We start from the raw sequence: 16960 nt of genomic DNA on the forward strand, positions 1-16960 counted from the left end.
GAATATGAACAGCTTCCAATCTATAATATATTTAAACTCTTACCCGATCTTAATCAAGATCATCATCTTCTTTTGACGTCGTAAAATCACGAGCCGCTTTCAGAAGATTTCCTGCGTAAAGGATCAAATTTTTAGTTTCATTCAAAACACCAAGGAATAAAACAGAATTACGTGTTCCAACTTTTTCTGCTTTGATTCTCTTTATTTGCTCTTTTCTGAACTTCTTTATTGATTTTAAAAGAACTTCTTTTTCTTCGAGAACTGAATCAATATTTTCCGACAAGTAATTCCTATCGTTAATTATCGTGTTGATATGAGTAAAGAACTCAGATAATTTTGCTTGAATAATATTTAATTCTTCAATTTGTTCAGATTCCAGAGCTTTGTGATTATTATCGATATACTCATAAACTGGTTCAACAATAAAACTGGTTGCATGAGCCATTTCACGAAGATAATCGATCAATTGGACATAGAAAGGTCCTGAATAAACACTGTCTTCACGAAGAATCTTAACCATATCAGGAACCTGGTTTTTGATTTTCTTAACTTCAGCGTTCAACTTATTCACTTTCTTAGAACACTCCTTAAGCTTAGCTCTGTCCTCATAAGCTAAACCAGTAATCATCTTTCCAAAGATACCAGGGATCTTAGCTGTCAAAGTAGAAACGGCATGTGTGCATTGTTCAGCAGCGTCACCTTTAATAATTAAAGAGTCATTATCCTCACTAACAAAAGCATCGTTTTTACGCTTGTGAATTCTATGTGAACGCACTACAAAAAATAAAGCTAGACCAAGCAAAAACACAATGGCATAGCCACCAAACCAATTAATTAAATTAGCAAATATAAATGCTGCCGAGAAAGCACAAAATGCGGTAAAAAACCAACCTCCAATAACCGTAATTACACCCGTTATTCTATAAACAGCAGAATCACGCCCCCAGGCTCTATCAGCCAATGATGTACCCATGGCTACCATAAAAGTCACATAGGTTGTTGACAAAGGTAATTTTAGAGATGTACCAAGTGCAATAAGAATACTCGCAACAGTAAGGTTAACCGAAGCACGAATCATATCAAATGCAGGAATATCCTTCTTTTCAATACCAGCTAAAGATACAGATGGTTGAAAGCTTTTATTAATACTTTTTTGAATTCTTTCCGGTAAAACACTTTTCAAACGGTTGTTAGCAGATAAAGATCGACGAACAATAATTCGACCAAAATAAGAAGAACCGAATCTTTCATCTCCTTCATTCTGATTACTTAAACTTAACTCTGTTTCAGTAACCGTACGAGCTTTCTTCGAAAACCAAAGTGTAAGTGTCATCACAATACCAGCAATCAATAGCAAGTAGGTTTCTGTTTGTACTTTACCAGACAAAACTTCCATAGTTAAACCATATGGATCATTAACACCACTCGCAATATAGGCTTGGAAGGATTTAAAACCTGCTAAAGGCACACCTATGAAGTTAACCAGGTCGTTACCAGCAAAAGCCATAGCCAATGCAAATGTTCCAACCAAAACAATAACCTTAAGAATATTCAAACGAATAAACCAAACCAATAGCTGCAAGATAACTGTCCAACCAACAAAACAAGACGCAATAATTGTAAACGTATTTGACTTTATCCAAACAAGAGCTTCTTTTGATATAAATGAAGATCCCTTAGCCCCTTTGATTAAGATAAAATAAGTAATCGCTGTAATGGCAAAACCACCAAAAATAGCTCCGAAATATTTAAAACGCTTGTCGTATTTATATGTGAAAATAATTCGTGTAATGTATTGCACCAAAGCTCCCGCAGAGAAAGCAACGACGACACTCAGGAGGATACCTGTTATGATGGCGAGTGCTTTTGCCGAATTAATATAATTCCCCAAATCCAGAAGGGTTTGGTCTGAATTCATGATTTTTACCAAAGCAACAGCCACCGCAGCCCCAAGCAATTCAAATACAATAGAAACCGTTGTAGAAGTTGGCAGGCCTACCGTATTATAGAAATCAAGCAGAATGATATCTGTTAACATGACGGCCACAAAAATGATCATGATTTCAGCAAAGTAAAACTGATCAGGGTGAAAGATCCCTTTACGTGCCACCTCCATCATTCCACTGGAAAAGGTTGCACCAACAAGAATACCTAAACTGGCAATTATAAGAATTGCCCAACGTGGGGCAGCTTTAGATCCAAATGCTGAATTTAAAAAATTTACAGCATCGTTACTCACCCCAACAATAAGGTCGGAAATTGCAAGTGCAAAAAGCACAACAACAATAATCAAATAAAAATTATCCATGTTTTTCGTTTGTAAGTTCAGGACAAAACTACAAACGGACTAGAAAGCAAGTGTTTCCTCAAGTTTACCTTTGTGTTAACTTAAAGTTAACACGATAATAATCCACTCACCTACAATTAATTGTGAGCTGTTATTGACTTAAACTTATAACAAGAAAAAAAAATTCTAATCGGCAAACTTTTAAGACAAAACCCATTCTTTAGCGGCTTCCGTAGTACTAAATGGTCTTGATTCATAGCCTTCCTGCTTTGCTTTAAATAAAACAGGAATAACCAGGTCTTTAGGATCAATCGTTATAAGGGCAATTTTTAAGCCACCAAAAACATGAATGTATTTTCTATAAAAGTTTGAAATTTCAATGTATCTGCCTACTTCAAAATCAAAACCAGACTTTCTGAAATCCAATATAAAACCTTTTACGTTATGGGGAATTAGTTTATTATTGATTGCCTGTTCCCATGAAGATGTAATATCCTCTACTGAGATTAAACCATAGTAATGCTTATAAAGAATTGACGTTTCTGTATCAAATTCAAATTTGAAATTCTCACTCATAATATAGGTAGGGTTAGTTGTAGATTGTAAAAATCACTCCCAATTAACAAAAAAAAACTCACATTCCTACCAAGAAATGTGAGCCTGTAAAATTAGTTCAATCAAACTATTCTTTATTCCTGTCTATTTCTGATTTATTGAGTTTTACCAGGAAATCAGCAGTAGCCAAATTCAAAGCAATGGGTACATTATTTAATACGGCAGTTCGAATTAAAGTTTGAATATCGTGCTCATGTCCATGTGGTGTTTCAGCATCGATCAGGAAAATAACTTCATCAACTTTTCCTTCAAGAATCTGTGCTGCAAGCAAAATATCACCACCGTTTGGACCATGACCAAACCCCTCAACTTCAAGATCCAAAACCGAATTTAATAATTTAGAGGTATTAGATGTACCTATTAATTTATGTTTTTTTAATTCATCAAGATGGCGCTTTACCCAAGCCAACATTTCACTTTTCTTCTGATTATGTGCGACTAATGCAATTCTTTTCATTCGTATACTATTAATTTTTTAAAATCGATTCTATATAAACATTCAACTAATGCATAAAAATGACATAAATTGAAGATCTCCAAATTAAGAAACTGTTTCCAACAATCGGTATTCAAAAATAATCAGAATCTGTATAAAAACACTTATACTCGTGTTAAATAAAGATTATTAAAGGTTTGAGATTTATCTAAATCTGTTATATTTGTTAGTAATTTGATTTGCATTATATTAAATTTGCATCCATATGAAAACAAGATTTAAGATACTATTTATTGCATTCCTTAGTTTGGCTATAGGAATGAGTGCCTGCAAGGACGAAAAGAAACCCCTGAAGAATCCCAAGGCGAATAAAAAAATCGTAAAAACAAAAACAGTTGAAAAGGAAGCTGTCAAAAAAGTCGTTCCCAAAGAAGTTGTTAAAAAAGCGATTAATAAGTATTTTTTAATCTCAGCTAGTTTTAAAAATAAGGCCAATGCCGAAAGGTTGCAAGCAAAATTTCAAAAAGAAGGTTATGATTCACAAATAATCCTTTCAGAAAATCATTTTTATCGTGTTTCCTACAAAGGATTTTCCGATCGTTCACAGGCCTTTAAAGAATTAAAAATTGCCCGATCAACCAAAGCTCAGGAAAACGTTTGGTTGCATATAAAGCATTAACTATATTTGGATCTATGAAGTCGTTTAAATACAGCTTAATATTTCTTGTATTAATCTTATCAGCTTGTGGTGAAAAAAAACTGACCAAGCTAGATAAGACAAATACGATTGAGCTTACGGCTAATAGAGAAATTCCCCAAGCTCCATCGGCTGAAAGTCAGCAATTATCAAGCAGTTATACGCTCTCCAATATACTGGAAAACAGAGCTCTATTTAATTATCATATTGTAGGGGGAAGTAGTAAGAAAAAAAATACTGCTTTAAGCTTAAGTCAGCAACTCTATAAAAAAGGGTATCCCTGTAGAGTCATTGAAACAAATGGACGTTATCGAGTTATCATACAATCTTTCGCAGATAAAAAAATAGCTGTGAAGGAATTGAAAAGATTAAAAAAATTGAATCATAAGCCCGATTTATGGATTCTTAAAAATTAAAAAAGAGCTCGATTGAGCTCTTTTTTTGTCTTTAAAATATCTTCGAAAACTTAAGTTTTATTTATAAATGAATGTCAGAAATACGACGATAAACCCAAACATAAATCCCACATAAATTTGCGCAGAAGTGTGTCTATTCAATTTCAAACGAGAATAAGCCAAAAATCCTGCTGCCAAAAGACTCATCATAAACATTGTTCTCAGTGAAGTTGAAAATCGAACAGAGAACGTAAATATTAATGCACACAGACCACCAATTCCGGCCATATGTAAGCTGATCTTCCACCAGTATGAAGTTATCAACAGAAGCAGTAAACTAAAGATTCCTGCAAGCTGTAGGCGTGCGAAAATATTACTGCCAGGTAATTTTGATAATAAATAGAATCCTAAAGAATAAGATAAAACGGCCAGAGCCAAAGGAATCATTCGATCTCTTCGTTCACTTAAATCAAAGCTACTAATCAAAGAATAAGATTTAAGCAAAGGCAAACAACTTATGGGCAAAAGTACGGTTGTAATAAACACAATCAGGTAAATCGCCTTTACCAATGTAAAAGGAGTAAAGTCGAGAAACGTGTCTGAATGAAAAATTAAATATAGAGCATACAAAGGCATAAGCATAGGATGGGCTAAGCCTGATATAATTCTGGATAAATTCATGTTTGTAGAGTGAGTTTAGAGTTCTTTTCTTAATCGAGCCACTGGGATATTGAGTTGTTCGCGATATTTAGCCACTGTTCGACGCGCAATCATGTATGATTTTTCTTTCAATATGGCCGCTAACTTATCATCCGTTAGTGGTTTTTTCTTGTCTTCATTATCAACACACTCCTGAAGGATATTCTTAATTTCACGTGTTGAAACTTCTTCACCGGTATCGGTCTGGAGGCCTTCAGAAAAGAAATATTTTAAGGGAAAAATACCAAAATGAGTTTGAATATATTTGGAATTTGAAACACGCGAAATCGTTGAAATATCCAAAGATGTTAGTTCCGATATATCCTTTAAGATCATCGGTTTCAACATTTTTTCGTCGCCCTCAATAAAATAATCTCTTTGATAATCAATAATCGCCTTCATAGTCAGCATCAGAGTATTTTGACGCTGGCGAATAGCATCAATAAACCATTTGGCCGAATCAAGCTTTTGTTTAACAAACATCACAGCATCCTTTTGATCCTGAGATTGATTGTCCTTATTCCTGGAATAATCCTCAATCATATCCACATAAGACCGACTAATATGCAAATCAGGAACATTACGAGAATTTAGACTTAGATTCAATTCGCCATCCTCTTCTTCAAGAATAAAATCAGGGATAATAGTCGGAGACGGTTTTGACATTGGGTTCACAAAAGCACCACCAGGCTTTGGATTGAGTTTGAGTATTTCATCCACAGCACACTTAAAATCTTCATCACTCAAATTTAAACGTTTCTGTATTTTATCGTAATGCTTACGCGTAAACTCATCAAAATATTTCTTCAAAATCTGATGAGCCAGCTTGACATCAGGATTGTGCGAGCCTTTACGCTTAATTTGCAGAATGAGACATTCCTGAAGATCACGAGCTCCAATACCGGCAGGATCAAAATCCTGAATGATATGTAAAAGCTCAACCAATTCTTCAAAAGTCGTATTGATACCTGTCGCAAATGCTAAATCGTCAACAATGCTATCAATATCGCGGCGCAAATAGCCATCTTCATCGATATTACCAATCAGGTATTCGGCCAAAGCCGCTTTTTCAGGAGTTAAGATCCGTAAGCCCAATTGTGAAATTAACTGCTCATGAAAAGTTGTCCCTCCCGAAAAAGGAATATCCTCATGCTTATCATCCTTGGAGTAATTTTGAGCAGCTAATTTATATGAAGGGGTGTCATCGTCTTCGATATAATCTTCCAACGAGAATTCTTCCTGATCTTTATCTTTTATATCATTTTCTTCTTCCTGATAATCTTCCTGAATATTTTCTTCACTACCGCCTTCATCCAAAACCGGATTCTCTTCCAATTCTTTCTTTATCCGTTCCTCAAGCTGCAAAGTTGGCAGTTCGAGAAGTTTAATCACCTGTATTTGCTGAGGTGATAATTTTTGTAATAATTTTTGTTGTAGGCTCTGCTTAAGCATATATGTATTTAACTATTAGTCAGATTATAGAATACTTTTATTTAGGATTTAACAATACAAATATCAAACCACAATAGGTAAAAGAATAAAATAAAGGTAAATATACATGCAGAATGACTGAATAAAAAGTCTTTTAACAGAAAATTTCTAACACAAAAAAAGTCGATTCAAAAATGAATCGACTTTCAATATTATAAATCTTGAATATTAAAATTCAGCATTTTTAGGTGTACGTGGAAAAGGAATCACGTCACGGATATTACCCATACCTGTAACAAACAACATCATACGTTCAAATCCTAAACCAAAACCCGAATGCGTTGCAGAACCAAAACGTCGTGTATCCAAATACCAGTCCATATCTTCAGCCGGAATATTCATTTCAGCCATACGAGCCAATAATTTCTCCAGACTTTCTTCTCGCTGAGAGCCACCCACAATTTCACCAATACCCGGGAATAAAATATCCATAGCAGCTACAGTTTTACCATCATCATTCTGTTTCATATAGAATGCTTTGATATCTTTAGGGTAATCAGTTAAAATAACCGGCTTTTGGAATTTCTTCTCCACCAGGTAACGCTCGTGCTCTGACTGTAAATCTGCTCCCCAATCTTCAATTAGATATTGGAATTTCTTTTTCTTGTTTGGCTTCGAGTTACGTAGAATATCAATTGCTTCGGTGTAGGTTAAACGAACAAAATCATTCTCCAATACAAAACGAAGCTTCTCAATTAATTCCATCGATTGCTCATCAGCTTTTTTACCCTTCTCTTCTTCTTGTAAGCGCTTGCTCAAGAATTCAAGATCACTCATACAGTTATCCAAAGCATACTTGATCATATACTTCAGAAACTCCTCAGCCAAATCCATATTATCTACAATATCGTAGAAAGCCATTTCTGGCTCAATCATCCAAAACTCAGCAAGGTGACGCGTGGTGTTTGAATTCTCAGCACGGAAAGTTGGTCCGAAAGTGTAAATCTCACCAAGAGCCATAGCTCCTAGCTCACCTTCTAATTGACCTGAAACTGTAAGATTAGTCTCTTTTCCAAAGAAATCTTCTTTATAGTTAATTGTTCCATCCTCGTTTAAAGGTGGATTTTTAGGATCAAGTGTTGATACTCTAAACATTTCGCCAGCACCCTCGGCATCAGAACCGGTAATAAGTGGGGTGTGCATGTAATAAAAACCTTTCATATTGAAAAACTCATGCACAGCAAAAGCCATTGCATGACGAATACGAAAGACTGCAGAAAACGTATTGGTACGGAAACGCAAGTGAGCCTTCTCTCTTAAAAATTCCAGAGAGTGTTTTTTAGGCTGTAATGGATATTTCTCAGGATCAGCAACACCTAAAACTTGAATTTCAGTTGCTTCAAGTTCAACATTTTGTCCGCTTCCGGTTGATTCAATCAGCTTACCATTGACAGAAATAGCTGCTCCTGTTGTGATTTTCTTCAATAAATCCTCATTAAAATTAGGAACATCAACAACGATCTGAAGATTATTAATAGTAGAACCATCATTTAAAGCAACAAAATTGATTTGCTTATTACCACGTTTGGTTCTGACCCATCCTTTCACATTTACTTCACTTCCAAAATCTTTTGAAAGCAATAGCTCTTTAATCTTGATTCTTTTTAGTTCCATTTTATTATGACTTAATGAGATTAATTAATCGGTTTTTCAATAAAAACCGATTATAAGGCTACAAAAATATAAAAATGCATTCAATTAAGCTTAGCTACACGGAATTAAATAAGAAAAAGCTTTGAATAAATTGGATCTGCAACTGAAATTGAAATCGCAAATTAGAGATAAATATCACTAAAAAAAGGACTGGACTAAGTAGCTGATTTAATGCTATTAAGTTCACACATCACAAATTTGAATAAAGTTGATTTACGATTTTTTATTCAGAATAGTATCTTTAGAGGTTTACATCAATATGACAATTTCTATGATTCAAAATAAATTAATTCATTCGATACAAAAAAGTCTTCAAAATAACTGGGAATTTCCAGCCTTTACCAATTACCAAAAAGATAGCATAAGTTTTAAAGAAGTTGCAGAAAAAATACAGTGGCTGCATATTCTATATAAAGAATTAGGTATTAAAAAAGGAGACAAAATTGCGCTTATTGGTCGCAATTTAAATAATTGGGCGGTGACCTATTTGGCAACGATTACTTATGGTGCAACCATTGTTCCTATCCTTCCCGATTTCAATTCAAGCGACATACATCATATCATCAATCATTCGGAGGCTTCACTCCTTTTTACCACTGAAAATATTTTCAATAAGATAGACGATTCTAAAATCAAGAAAATAAAAGGAATTCTTTCCCTCAACGATTTCAGTTTACTTTGTACATCATGCGATAGATTAAAAGAAACCCTTGGTGTTGTCAATGAAAAATCGGAAAAAACACCTCTCAATAAATCGGAATTAAACTATGCCAATCCTAAGGAAGATGATATTGCTGTTTTATCGTATACATCCGGAACTTCAGGATTTTCTAAAGGGGTTATGCTAAGCTATAGAAGTCTGCATTCAAATGTGAAAATAGGTTTCGATCATATCGATTTAAGACCCCAGGATAAGGTTGTATCCTTCTTGCCTCTGGCTCATGTTTTTGGTTGCATGTTCGAATTTCTGACCGAATTTTGTTGTGGTTGCCATGTGATTTTTCTCTCACGTGTTCCAACTCCTCAACTCATCACAAAAGCTTTTCAGGACGTCAAACCCCGACTGATTTGTTTGGTCCCTCTTATTATGGAGAAAATCTATAAAAAACGCATCCTACCAGCATTGGAAAGTCGTCGTGTGAAGCTTATGCTGAAGGTTCCTCTTTTAGAAAAGAAAGTCTATAAAAAGATTAGAAATTCTTTAATAGAAACATTCGGAGGTGAATTTATTGAGGTTATTATTGGTGGTGCTGCTTTAGGAAAAGAGGTTGAAGATTTTCTTAAAAAAATTGACTTTCCATTTACAGTTGGTTATGGCATGACCGAGTGTGGTCCACTAATAAGTTATAGCCCCAGTGCACAATTTCAAGCGCACTCCTGTGGTCATGTGGTAGATAGAATGCAAGTTCGAATTGATTCAACGGATCCTTATAATATCGTTGGTGAAATTCAGGTTAAAGGCGATAATGTGATGACCGGCTATTATAAAAACAAGGAGGCAACATCAGAAGCTTTTACTAAAGATGGCTGGTTAAAAACTGGTGATTTAGGTGTTATTGATGAGAATAATATCATCTATATCAAAGGTCGGTCTAAGAATATGATTTTGGGTCCATCCGGCCAAAACATCTATCCTGAAGAAATAGAATCCCGTCTAAACAATTTACCCTTTATTCAAGAATCAATTGTTACCGATGATAAGGATCATAAACTGATTGCTTTGGTTTATCCTGATTATGAAGTTTGCGATGCAGAAGGTTTAACCAGGGAAGAAATAGAACAAGCTTTTGAAAGTGATCGGAAAATTCTCAATAAAGATCTACCCGCTTTTATGAATGTTTCCCGTATTATTTTATTTCCTCAGGAGTTTGAAAAAACACCCAAACGAAATATCAAACGCTTCCTTTATACCGAAATGTATCATTAGAATTTCATTAAAAAAAGACAAAAAGCAGCTACAAAAGTAGTTGCTTTTTTTATGCCAATCAGACTCAATTATCCCTTGATACTTCAAATATAATTACAAAAAAAAGAGCTGAAAATGCAACCTTTTTATTTAAAACAAGTATAAGTACGCATCAACCTTATTAGAATTATACCCCAATATATGGTTAGTATTAAAGTTTATAGAGAACACTAAGTACAGTTTTTATTTTTCATGCAATAGATTACATATAATTCTAATAAGCAGATATTTACAACAGTTTTAAAAGAAATCAACAGTTTTGTTCACATACCGTTAACAGACTGTTGATTTTTTCTTATTAAATATTCGAAATAAATCTTTGGATATATAATATGAGCTTTTGTATGAGAAAAATTTCCCTCCCAAACAATTTTACTTATAAGTACTGAAAACGTAACTTCCAACAGCTTATCAACAATCTGTTAATAGCAAAAACGCAGTTTGTTTTCAAAAATTCAGTTTATTAACAGATTGTTAATATCACCTATAAAACACTCTAATACAAAAGCTCTAAATTAACAACCTATGTTAATAGCCTGTTATTAGAGTTTAAAAGCTTAAAAATCCTATCAAATCAGTTTTCAATTACCAACATTATTAACAGGACATTATAATCATCATATTTTTTAGAAAAATTAAAAAAAAGATAATAATATAATAAGTGTTGATAAGAGGAGTTAATTGGTGGATAAATGGAAAATTACTAAAACCCAATCAAAGGCAGTTTTTAAAGATATTAGATCTAAAAAGTCATATTGAAAAATCAAGTATATTTGCCCTGAAACTAAATTCACAAATTGAAAGTTTAAAAGAAGAATTTATATTGATGAATTTATTATCTTGCATAAATCTATTCTAAACTGAACAAAAGAATGAGCTGGGAAAATAGAAACTTTAAATTGCTATTGGTTGAAGACAACAAATTGAATCAAATTGTTGTGAAGTTTAGTTTAAAACGATTTGGATACGATATAGTAACAGCCAATAATGGAATTGAAGCCATCGAAGAATTCAAAAAAAACGAATTTGATTTTATTTTGATGGATGTCATGATGCCGGAGATGGATGGTTTAGAAGCAACAAAACAAATTCGTCAATTGGAAAATGGGCATGAAATTCCAATTATTGCTCTCACAGCTGACGTGATTACTGCAACTGCTAATAAATGCCGCGATAGTGGTATGACAGCTCACATGTCAAAGCCTTTTGAAGTAGAGAAACTTTTTGAGATTCTGGAAAGTTTAAATCTTTGAAAAATATACTTGATTGGTATTTTTTATCTCATTTGTCATTTTTATTAGACGAATGAGACTATTTTTGTGCTTTACAATGAAGATATTGTGAAACCAGAAAACAGTTTTAAGACAGCAAAAATGGATAATGACTACGATTTAAGAAATCAGGAGGTAAGGGACAAAGAGGTTGATATCGATCAAAAGTTAAGACCTTTACGTTTTGAAGATTTTAGTGGGCAGAAAAAGATTGTTGAAAATCTTGACATTTTTGTGAAAGCTGCCAAGATGCGTGAAGAAGCCCTGGATCATGTTTTGCTTCATGGACCTCCAGGTCTTGGTAAAACAACTTTATCCAATATACTTGCCAACGAATTGGGAGTGGGCATCAAGATTACTTCAGGTCCTGTTTTGGATAAACCAGGTGATCTTGCCGGACTTTTAACCAATCTTGATGAGAACGATGTTCTATTCATCGACGAGATACACCGTTTAAGCCCCATAGTCGAAGAATATTTGTATTCTGCCATGGAAGACTTCAGAATAGATATTGTGATCGATAAAGGGCCTGCAGCGCGTTCAATTCAATTGGAGTTAAATCCGTTTACTCTAATTGGTGCGACCACGCGTTCTGGTTTGTTAACTTCACCTCTTCGTGCTCGTTTTGGAATTAATTCTCATCTGGAATATTACGACTTACCTATCTTAACTCAAATTGTTAAAAGATCGGCTAAAATACTTGATGTTGAAATTTCACACGAAGCAGCTGGCGAAATTGCTTCCCGCTCACGAGGAACACCTCGAATTGTGAATGCACTTCTTCGTCGGGTAAGAGATTTTGCTCAGGTAAAAGGCAATGGATCTATTGATTTAGAGATTACAAAATATTCGCTTGAAGCCTTAAATATCGATAAACATGGCTTGGATGAAATGGATAATCGAATCCTGACAACCATTATTGATAAATTTAAAGGAGGCCCGGTAGGGATTTCGACGATTGCCACTGCAGTGAGCGAAGACAGTGGAACCATAGAAGAAGTTTACGAACCTTTTTTAATTAAAGAGGGCTTTATAAAACGGACACCACGAGGACGAGAGGTAACAGCTTTGGCTTATTCACATTTGGGAAAAAGTCGTTTTGATGATTCGAATACACTTTTCTAAAAAGTATAAATAATATAATACATAATTATAAAATTTTAGATGTCTAAGATACGATCAATACTCTATACTTTATCAACTATTTCAATAATTGTTGGTGCTCTTTTTATTCTTCAAGATAATGTTTATGGCCTACTTATTTTAGGATTAGGTTTAGTCTTAAATATTGTATACAGGACTTTAAATTTAGATAGCAATAAACTACGTTCATTTCAATTTTCAGAACTATTAAAGTTTGGAAGTGTTTTGTTTATGCTAATTGCTTGTTTAAGTTTTGTATTGGAACTGGAACAAAAATTTAATCTTCTGATTGTATCTATTCTGATAGATTTATTAGTCAACATGAAAGAGATTTCGTTTAAAAAACAAACTAAATAGTTCGGGTATTTTATTCTTTTTTCGAACGAAAAATTGAAAATATTTAAATGGGAGTGAAATCAGTAAAACTGATTATTACTTCCATTTTTTTTAATCCTCTATTGAGATCTGTAATTGCAAAAATATTGACTCATTATTTTAATAAATAAGTCTTAACTTAGGTTGTGTTTTTTAATATTCGGGTTATGGTATTTGGAACCGATAAATCTTAACTATTAATTAATATTACAAATAGACTTGCTCACTTATTAATTTGAATATTTGTATAAGAAATAATTCTTAACATTATCTTTATTTTATATTGATATAAAACCGAAGTAAAACTTATTTATGCAAATTATATCTTCAAAAAAAGTTAATTTATTAATCACCCTTTCCAGTGCGATTATCATTCTGATTGAATTTTTACTTTATACCTATATTGAGGATAAAGCTTTGGTTTTATTCATGAGCATGATTTTATTATGCAGTTTCATGTTTGTGATGTCGCGTTATCTGATTCGTCGTTTTTTATATTCTAAAATTAGGATGCTTTATAAAACGATTCATGATACTCAGTTTATCGATAGAGAATTTGTTGACAAGGTAAAAACCATTGACATTTTAGACGAAGCGGAAAAAGAAGTTAGAGAATGGAGTGAGGGCAGAGGGTCGCTTTTGATGCAAATGAAGCGTCAGGAGGAGTATCGAAAAGAATTTATCGGGAATGTGTCTCATGAATTAAAAACACCAATTTTTAATATTCAGGGTTATATTTTAACCTTGCTTGATGGTGGTTTGGAAGATGAAAATATCAATCGGTCCTATCTTGAACGAACCGAGAAAAGTATCAATAGAATGATTGGTATCGTTAAGGATTTGGAATCGATATCGAAGCTTGAATATGGCGAATTGAAACTTTTACCGGAACGATTTAATATTATTGAAACCATAAATGAGGTTGTCGAAATGCAGGAGATGCGAGCACAAAAGCATAATATAAAAATCATATTTCCTCAATCGCATTCAATGCCAAAATATGTTGAAGCTGATAAAAAAGAAATTTTTCAGGCTCTGGTTAATCTTGTTGTTAATTCCATAAAATACGGAAAACAAGGTGGCAAAACTCATATCGAAGTAATGGATATGGACAACAAATTATTAATTGAAGTACGAGATAATGGTATCGGGATAGAGAAAGACAATCTTCCCCGAATATTTGAACGTTTTTATCGGGTTGATAAAAGCAGATCGAGAAATATGGGTGGATCGGGCCTGGGCTTGGCTATCGTCAAACATATTATCGATGCACATGAGCAAAGTATAAATGTGAGTAGTACTTATGGTGAAGGAACCAGTTTCACTTTTACACTTAATAAGGCAATTAATACTAAAGCTTAGAAAATTATTGATATGGAAAATAGCGAATATAAAATTTTATTGGTCGATGACGAATCTGACATTTTAGAATTCTTAAGTTATAATTTAAAAAAGGAAAATTTTCAGGTCGAAACGGCTAATAACGGGATTGAAGGAATTGAAGTGGCTAAAAAATTTCAACCTCACCTGATTATTTTAGATGTGATGATGCCTGAAATGGATGGTATTGAAACTTGTGATAAGTTGAGAGAAATGCCGGAATTTTCAGATGTTCTCATTACGTTTTTGACAGCAAGAAGTGAAGATTATTCTCAAATTGCAGGTTTTGATGCCGGAGCTGATGACTATATTAGTAAACCAATAAAACCGAAAGTTTTAATCTCTCGTGTTAAGGCAATGTTGAAACGCGTCAACCGATCAACCGATAAGGATGAAAGTAGTGAAAACACTTTGATTCAAATTGGACCGATTGCTATTGATAGGGAACGTTATTTGGTGATTAAGGATGAAGAGGAATTGTCTTTACCACGTAAAGAATTTGAACTCTTATTATTGTTATCCTCTCGTCCGCAAAGAGTTTTTACTCGTGATGAAATTTATAATGGCGTGTGGGGTGAAAATATTATTGTTGGAGACCGAACCATTGATGTTCATATTAGAAAACTACGGGAAAAATTAGGTGATAATCTGATTAAGACGGTAAAAGGTGTGGGGTATAAATTTATCGATTAGGTTTAGAATATTTGTTCTATATCCCCAATCAATATTAAGCTTGAGCCAAACAGGCAATGCTAACTTTAATGCCATCAATTTCCAATAATTTTTGAGCACAAGACTCAAGAGTAGCGCCTGTGGTTACCACATCGTCTACCAATAAAATGTGTTTATTATTCAAAACATCTTTTGTTTTGATGGCAAATACATTTTTTACATTGAGCCAACGTTCTATTTTATTTTTTTTTGTTTGGGATTCCGAATGCACATTTCGTATTAAGACATCAACAACTAAGTCCGAATTCATAGCTTCTGCAATACCTTTTGCAATCATTTCAGACTGGTTATAAGTTCTCATTTTTTTCTTTTTGGGATGAAGTGGAACAGGAATAATGGTATCAATATCTCTATATTCTTGAGAATTCATTAGAGTATTACCAAAATGCCTTCCTAATTCAATGCCGATTTCAGCTTGTCGGTTGTATTTAAGTTTGTGTATGAGCTTTTGATATCGACTTCCTTTATTAAAAGTAAAATAGGCGGTTGCGTTTTCTATTTTAACTCGTCCTATAAAAATATCAGAAATGGGATTGTCTTTTTGAAAGTGAAAATTGGTTTTGGGTAATTGAAAAAGACATGAGGTACAAATAACCTTTTCGTTTTTGAATAAATAATTGCCACAAGCTGCACAGGTCAATGGGAAAAATAAATTGAGAAAATCCCACCAAAGACTTCTTAAAAAGAAGCTGAACGAGTTCCAGTTTTTATAACGTGTTTTAGGAGGCATGTGAAATAAGTTGCTTATAAAAAATATTTAAAAGACTTATAATCAGTTACAATTTAATGATAACTGATTAAAGAAAAAAAAATATTTTTTATGCATCAGACTGATATTTATCATTTTGAACCAATAATAGTTATCATATAAATCTGTTGTTTTTTTAGAAAAATGCATAAATATCATTTTTGTCAAAATTGCCTATTCCAACTAATCTTGATAGCTTTGTTTGGTTTAAAATCTTAATCAGAATAGAATTTGTGAGTCAGACAAAAGAAAATAAGGACGTTGAATACAGAATGCATATGAGTGCTTGGGAAGAATTGAAGGACTATTTAAATCGCAACAGGTTTGGTTTAATGGGAACTTTGGCTTTTCATATGGTACTCCTTATTCTTTTATTGTTGCTTAAACTCAATTCACCTTTACATTTTGTGGAAACAGAAATTTTATTGGCTATTCCCGATGATATTATTGAACAAATAGACGAGGAAAATAAACGGGAAGAGGAAGAATTGGTCGAGAAACAAAAAGAAAAAATTTCGAGTAGTGTTGATGAGCTATTAAAATCTATTGCGGTTAATCAGGATTTAAAAACGGAAAACCAAAAAGCACCAACTGCCACCGATCTTGATAAAATGATTGATGATATCAAACATGAATTAGACGCTTACGAATCCAATGATTATGGTGCTGGAAAAAAAGAGTTGGAGACGTTCAAACGTGATAGTGTAGATTTGGCAAATGAGCGAAAAAAGCAGTTACAAGCTGATTCAATTAAAAATATGGAATACTCAGGGCCAAGTAGTGTTTTTTACAGTTTGAAAGGGCGACATAAATTAATACTACCGATACCTGTTTATAAATGCGAAGAATCAGGTCGTGTTCGGGTTGAAATTACGGTGAATCGTCAAGGCAAGGTGATTAAAGCTAAGGTACTTGAAAATGAATCGGACACCAGAGATGAAAATTTGTATGAGGCTGCCTTAAATGCGTCCTATCGATCACGTTTTAATCCGGATAATAATAGTCCAATTAAGCAAGTGGGAAGCATAACCTTTAACTTTGTTCGTCAATAATTTTTTTATTTCACATCCAT

General features: G+C 33.5%; 16 protein-coding genes. 9 read left to right on the forward strand and 7 right to left on the reverse strand.

Going from position 1 to position 16960, the window contains the following annotated elements; translation table 11 throughout:
• Nucleotides 1–49: 49 nt before the first annotated feature.
• From EO244_RS08590 to EO244_RS08600, 3 genes are all read right to left on the reverse strand, one after another.
• On the reverse strand, nt 50–2308 hold the full coding sequence (locus EO244_RS08590; protein ID WP_129254256.1) for an inorganic phosphate transporter: 2259 nt from the start codon (nt 2306–2308) through the stop codon (nt 50–52).
• Nucleotides 2309–2488: 180 nt separating this feature from the next.
• Complete coding sequence (locus EO244_RS08595; protein WP_129254257.1) at nt 2489–2863, reverse strand: hypothetical protein; 375 nt, start codon at nt 2861–2863, stop codon at nt 2489–2491.
• Nucleotides 2864–2969: 106 nt separating this feature from the next.
• Nucleotides 2970–3359, reverse strand: coding sequence for a methylglyoxal synthase (locus EO244_RS08600; RefSeq protein WP_129254258.1), 390 nt, complete (start codon nt 3357–3359; stop codon nt 2970–2972).
• Nucleotides 3360–3603: 244 nt separating this feature from the next.
• Between EO244_RS08600 and EO244_RS08605 the strand changes: the two genes are divergently transcribed.
• Nucleotides 3604–4017, forward strand: a complete 414-nt coding sequence (locus EO244_RS08605; protein WP_129254259.1) for an SPOR domain-containing protein — start codon at nt 3604–3606, stop codon at nt 4015–4017.
• Between the two features lie 14 nt (nt 4018–4031).
• Nucleotides 4032–4451, forward strand: a complete 420-nt coding sequence (locus EO244_RS08610; RefSeq protein WP_129254260.1) for an SPOR domain-containing protein — start codon at nt 4032–4034, stop codon at nt 4449–4451.
• A 57-nt stretch (nt 4452–4508) separates the two neighbouring features.
• On the opposite strand, the gene EO244_RS08615 is transcribed toward EO244_RS08610, so the two are convergent.
• The 3 genes from EO244_RS08615 to asnS form a co-directional block, all read right to left on the reverse strand.
• Nucleotides 4509–5111 carry a PAP2 family protein gene (locus EO244_RS08615; RefSeq protein WP_129254261.1) on the reverse strand — a complete coding sequence of 201 codons (603 nt, stop codon included), beginning with the start codon at nt 5109–5111 and terminating at the stop codon, nt 4509–4511.
• A 15-nt stretch (nt 5112–5126) separates the two neighbouring features.
• Nucleotides 5127–6581 (reverse strand): RNA polymerase factor sigma-54, encoded by a 1455-nt coding sequence (rpoN, locus tag EO244_RS08620; protein ID WP_129254262.1) that lies wholly within the window; start codon nt 6579–6581, stop codon nt 5127–5129.
• Nucleotides 6582–6788: 207 nt separating this feature from the next.
• The gene (gene asnS / locus EO244_RS08625; RefSeq protein ID WP_129254263.1) at nt 6789–8234 is read right to left on the reverse strand and encodes an asparagine--tRNA ligase; all 1446 of its coding nucleotides are present in this window, start codon (nt 8232–8234) and stop codon (nt 6789–6791) included.
• Nucleotides 8235–8544: 310 nt separating this feature from the next.
• Here asnS and EO244_RS08630 point away from each other — a divergent pair, with 310 nt between their 5' ends.
• From EO244_RS08630 to EO244_RS08655, 6 genes are all read left to right on the forward strand, one after another.
• Nucleotides 8545–10200, forward strand: coding sequence for an AMP-binding protein (locus EO244_RS08630; RefSeq protein WP_129254264.1), 1656 nt, complete (start codon nt 8545–8547; stop codon nt 10198–10200).
• Between the two features lie 911 nt (nt 10201–11111).
• Nucleotides 11112–11492, forward strand: coding sequence for a response regulator (locus EO244_RS08635; protein WP_129254265.1), 381 nt, complete (start codon nt 11112–11114; stop codon nt 11490–11492).
• Nucleotides 11493–11579: 87 nt separating this feature from the next.
• The gene (gene ruvB, locus EO244_RS08640; RefSeq protein WP_262707917.1) at nt 11580–12635 is read left to right on the forward strand and encodes a Holliday junction branch migration DNA helicase RuvB; all 1056 of its coding nucleotides are present in this window, start codon (nt 11580–11582) and stop codon (nt 12633–12635) included.
• 39 nt (nt 12636–12674) lie between these two features.
• Nucleotides 12675–13010, forward strand: coding sequence for a hypothetical protein (locus EO244_RS08645; RefSeq protein WP_129254266.1), 336 nt, complete (start codon nt 12675–12677; stop codon nt 13008–13010).
• Nucleotides 13011–13340: 330 nt separating this feature from the next.
• Complete coding sequence (locus tag EO244_RS08650; protein WP_129254267.1) at nt 13341–14390, forward strand: sensor histidine kinase; 1050 nt, start codon at nt 13341–13343, stop codon at nt 14388–14390.
• Between the two features lie 12 nt (nt 14391–14402).
• Nucleotides 14403–15101 (forward strand): response regulator transcription factor, encoded by a 699-nt coding sequence (locus EO244_RS08655; RefSeq protein ID WP_129254268.1) that lies wholly within the window; start codon nt 14403–14405, stop codon nt 15099–15101.
• A gap of 34 nt (nt 15102–15135) precedes the next feature.
• On the opposite strand, the gene EO244_RS08660 is transcribed toward EO244_RS08655, so the two are convergent.
• Nucleotides 15136–15870 carry a ComF family protein gene (locus EO244_RS08660; protein ID WP_129254269.1) on the reverse strand — a complete coding sequence of 245 codons (735 nt, stop codon included), beginning with the start codon at nt 15868–15870 and terminating at the stop codon, nt 15136–15138.
• Between the two features lie 251 nt (nt 15871–16121).
• Here EO244_RS08660 and EO244_RS08665 point away from each other — a divergent pair, with 251 nt between their 5' ends.
• The gene (locus EO244_RS08665) at nt 16122–16940 is read left to right on the forward strand and encodes a TonB family protein (RefSeq protein WP_129254270.1); all 819 of its coding nucleotides are present in this window, start codon (nt 16122–16124) and stop codon (nt 16938–16940) included.
• The last annotated feature ends 20 nt before the right edge of the window (nt 16941–16960 follow it).

Source organism: Ancylomarina salipaludis, assembly GCF_004122035.1.
In the GTDB taxonomy this organism is placed as follows: domain Bacteria; phylum Bacteroidota; class Bacteroidia; order Bacteroidales; family Marinifilaceae; genus Ancylomarina; species Ancylomarina salipaludis.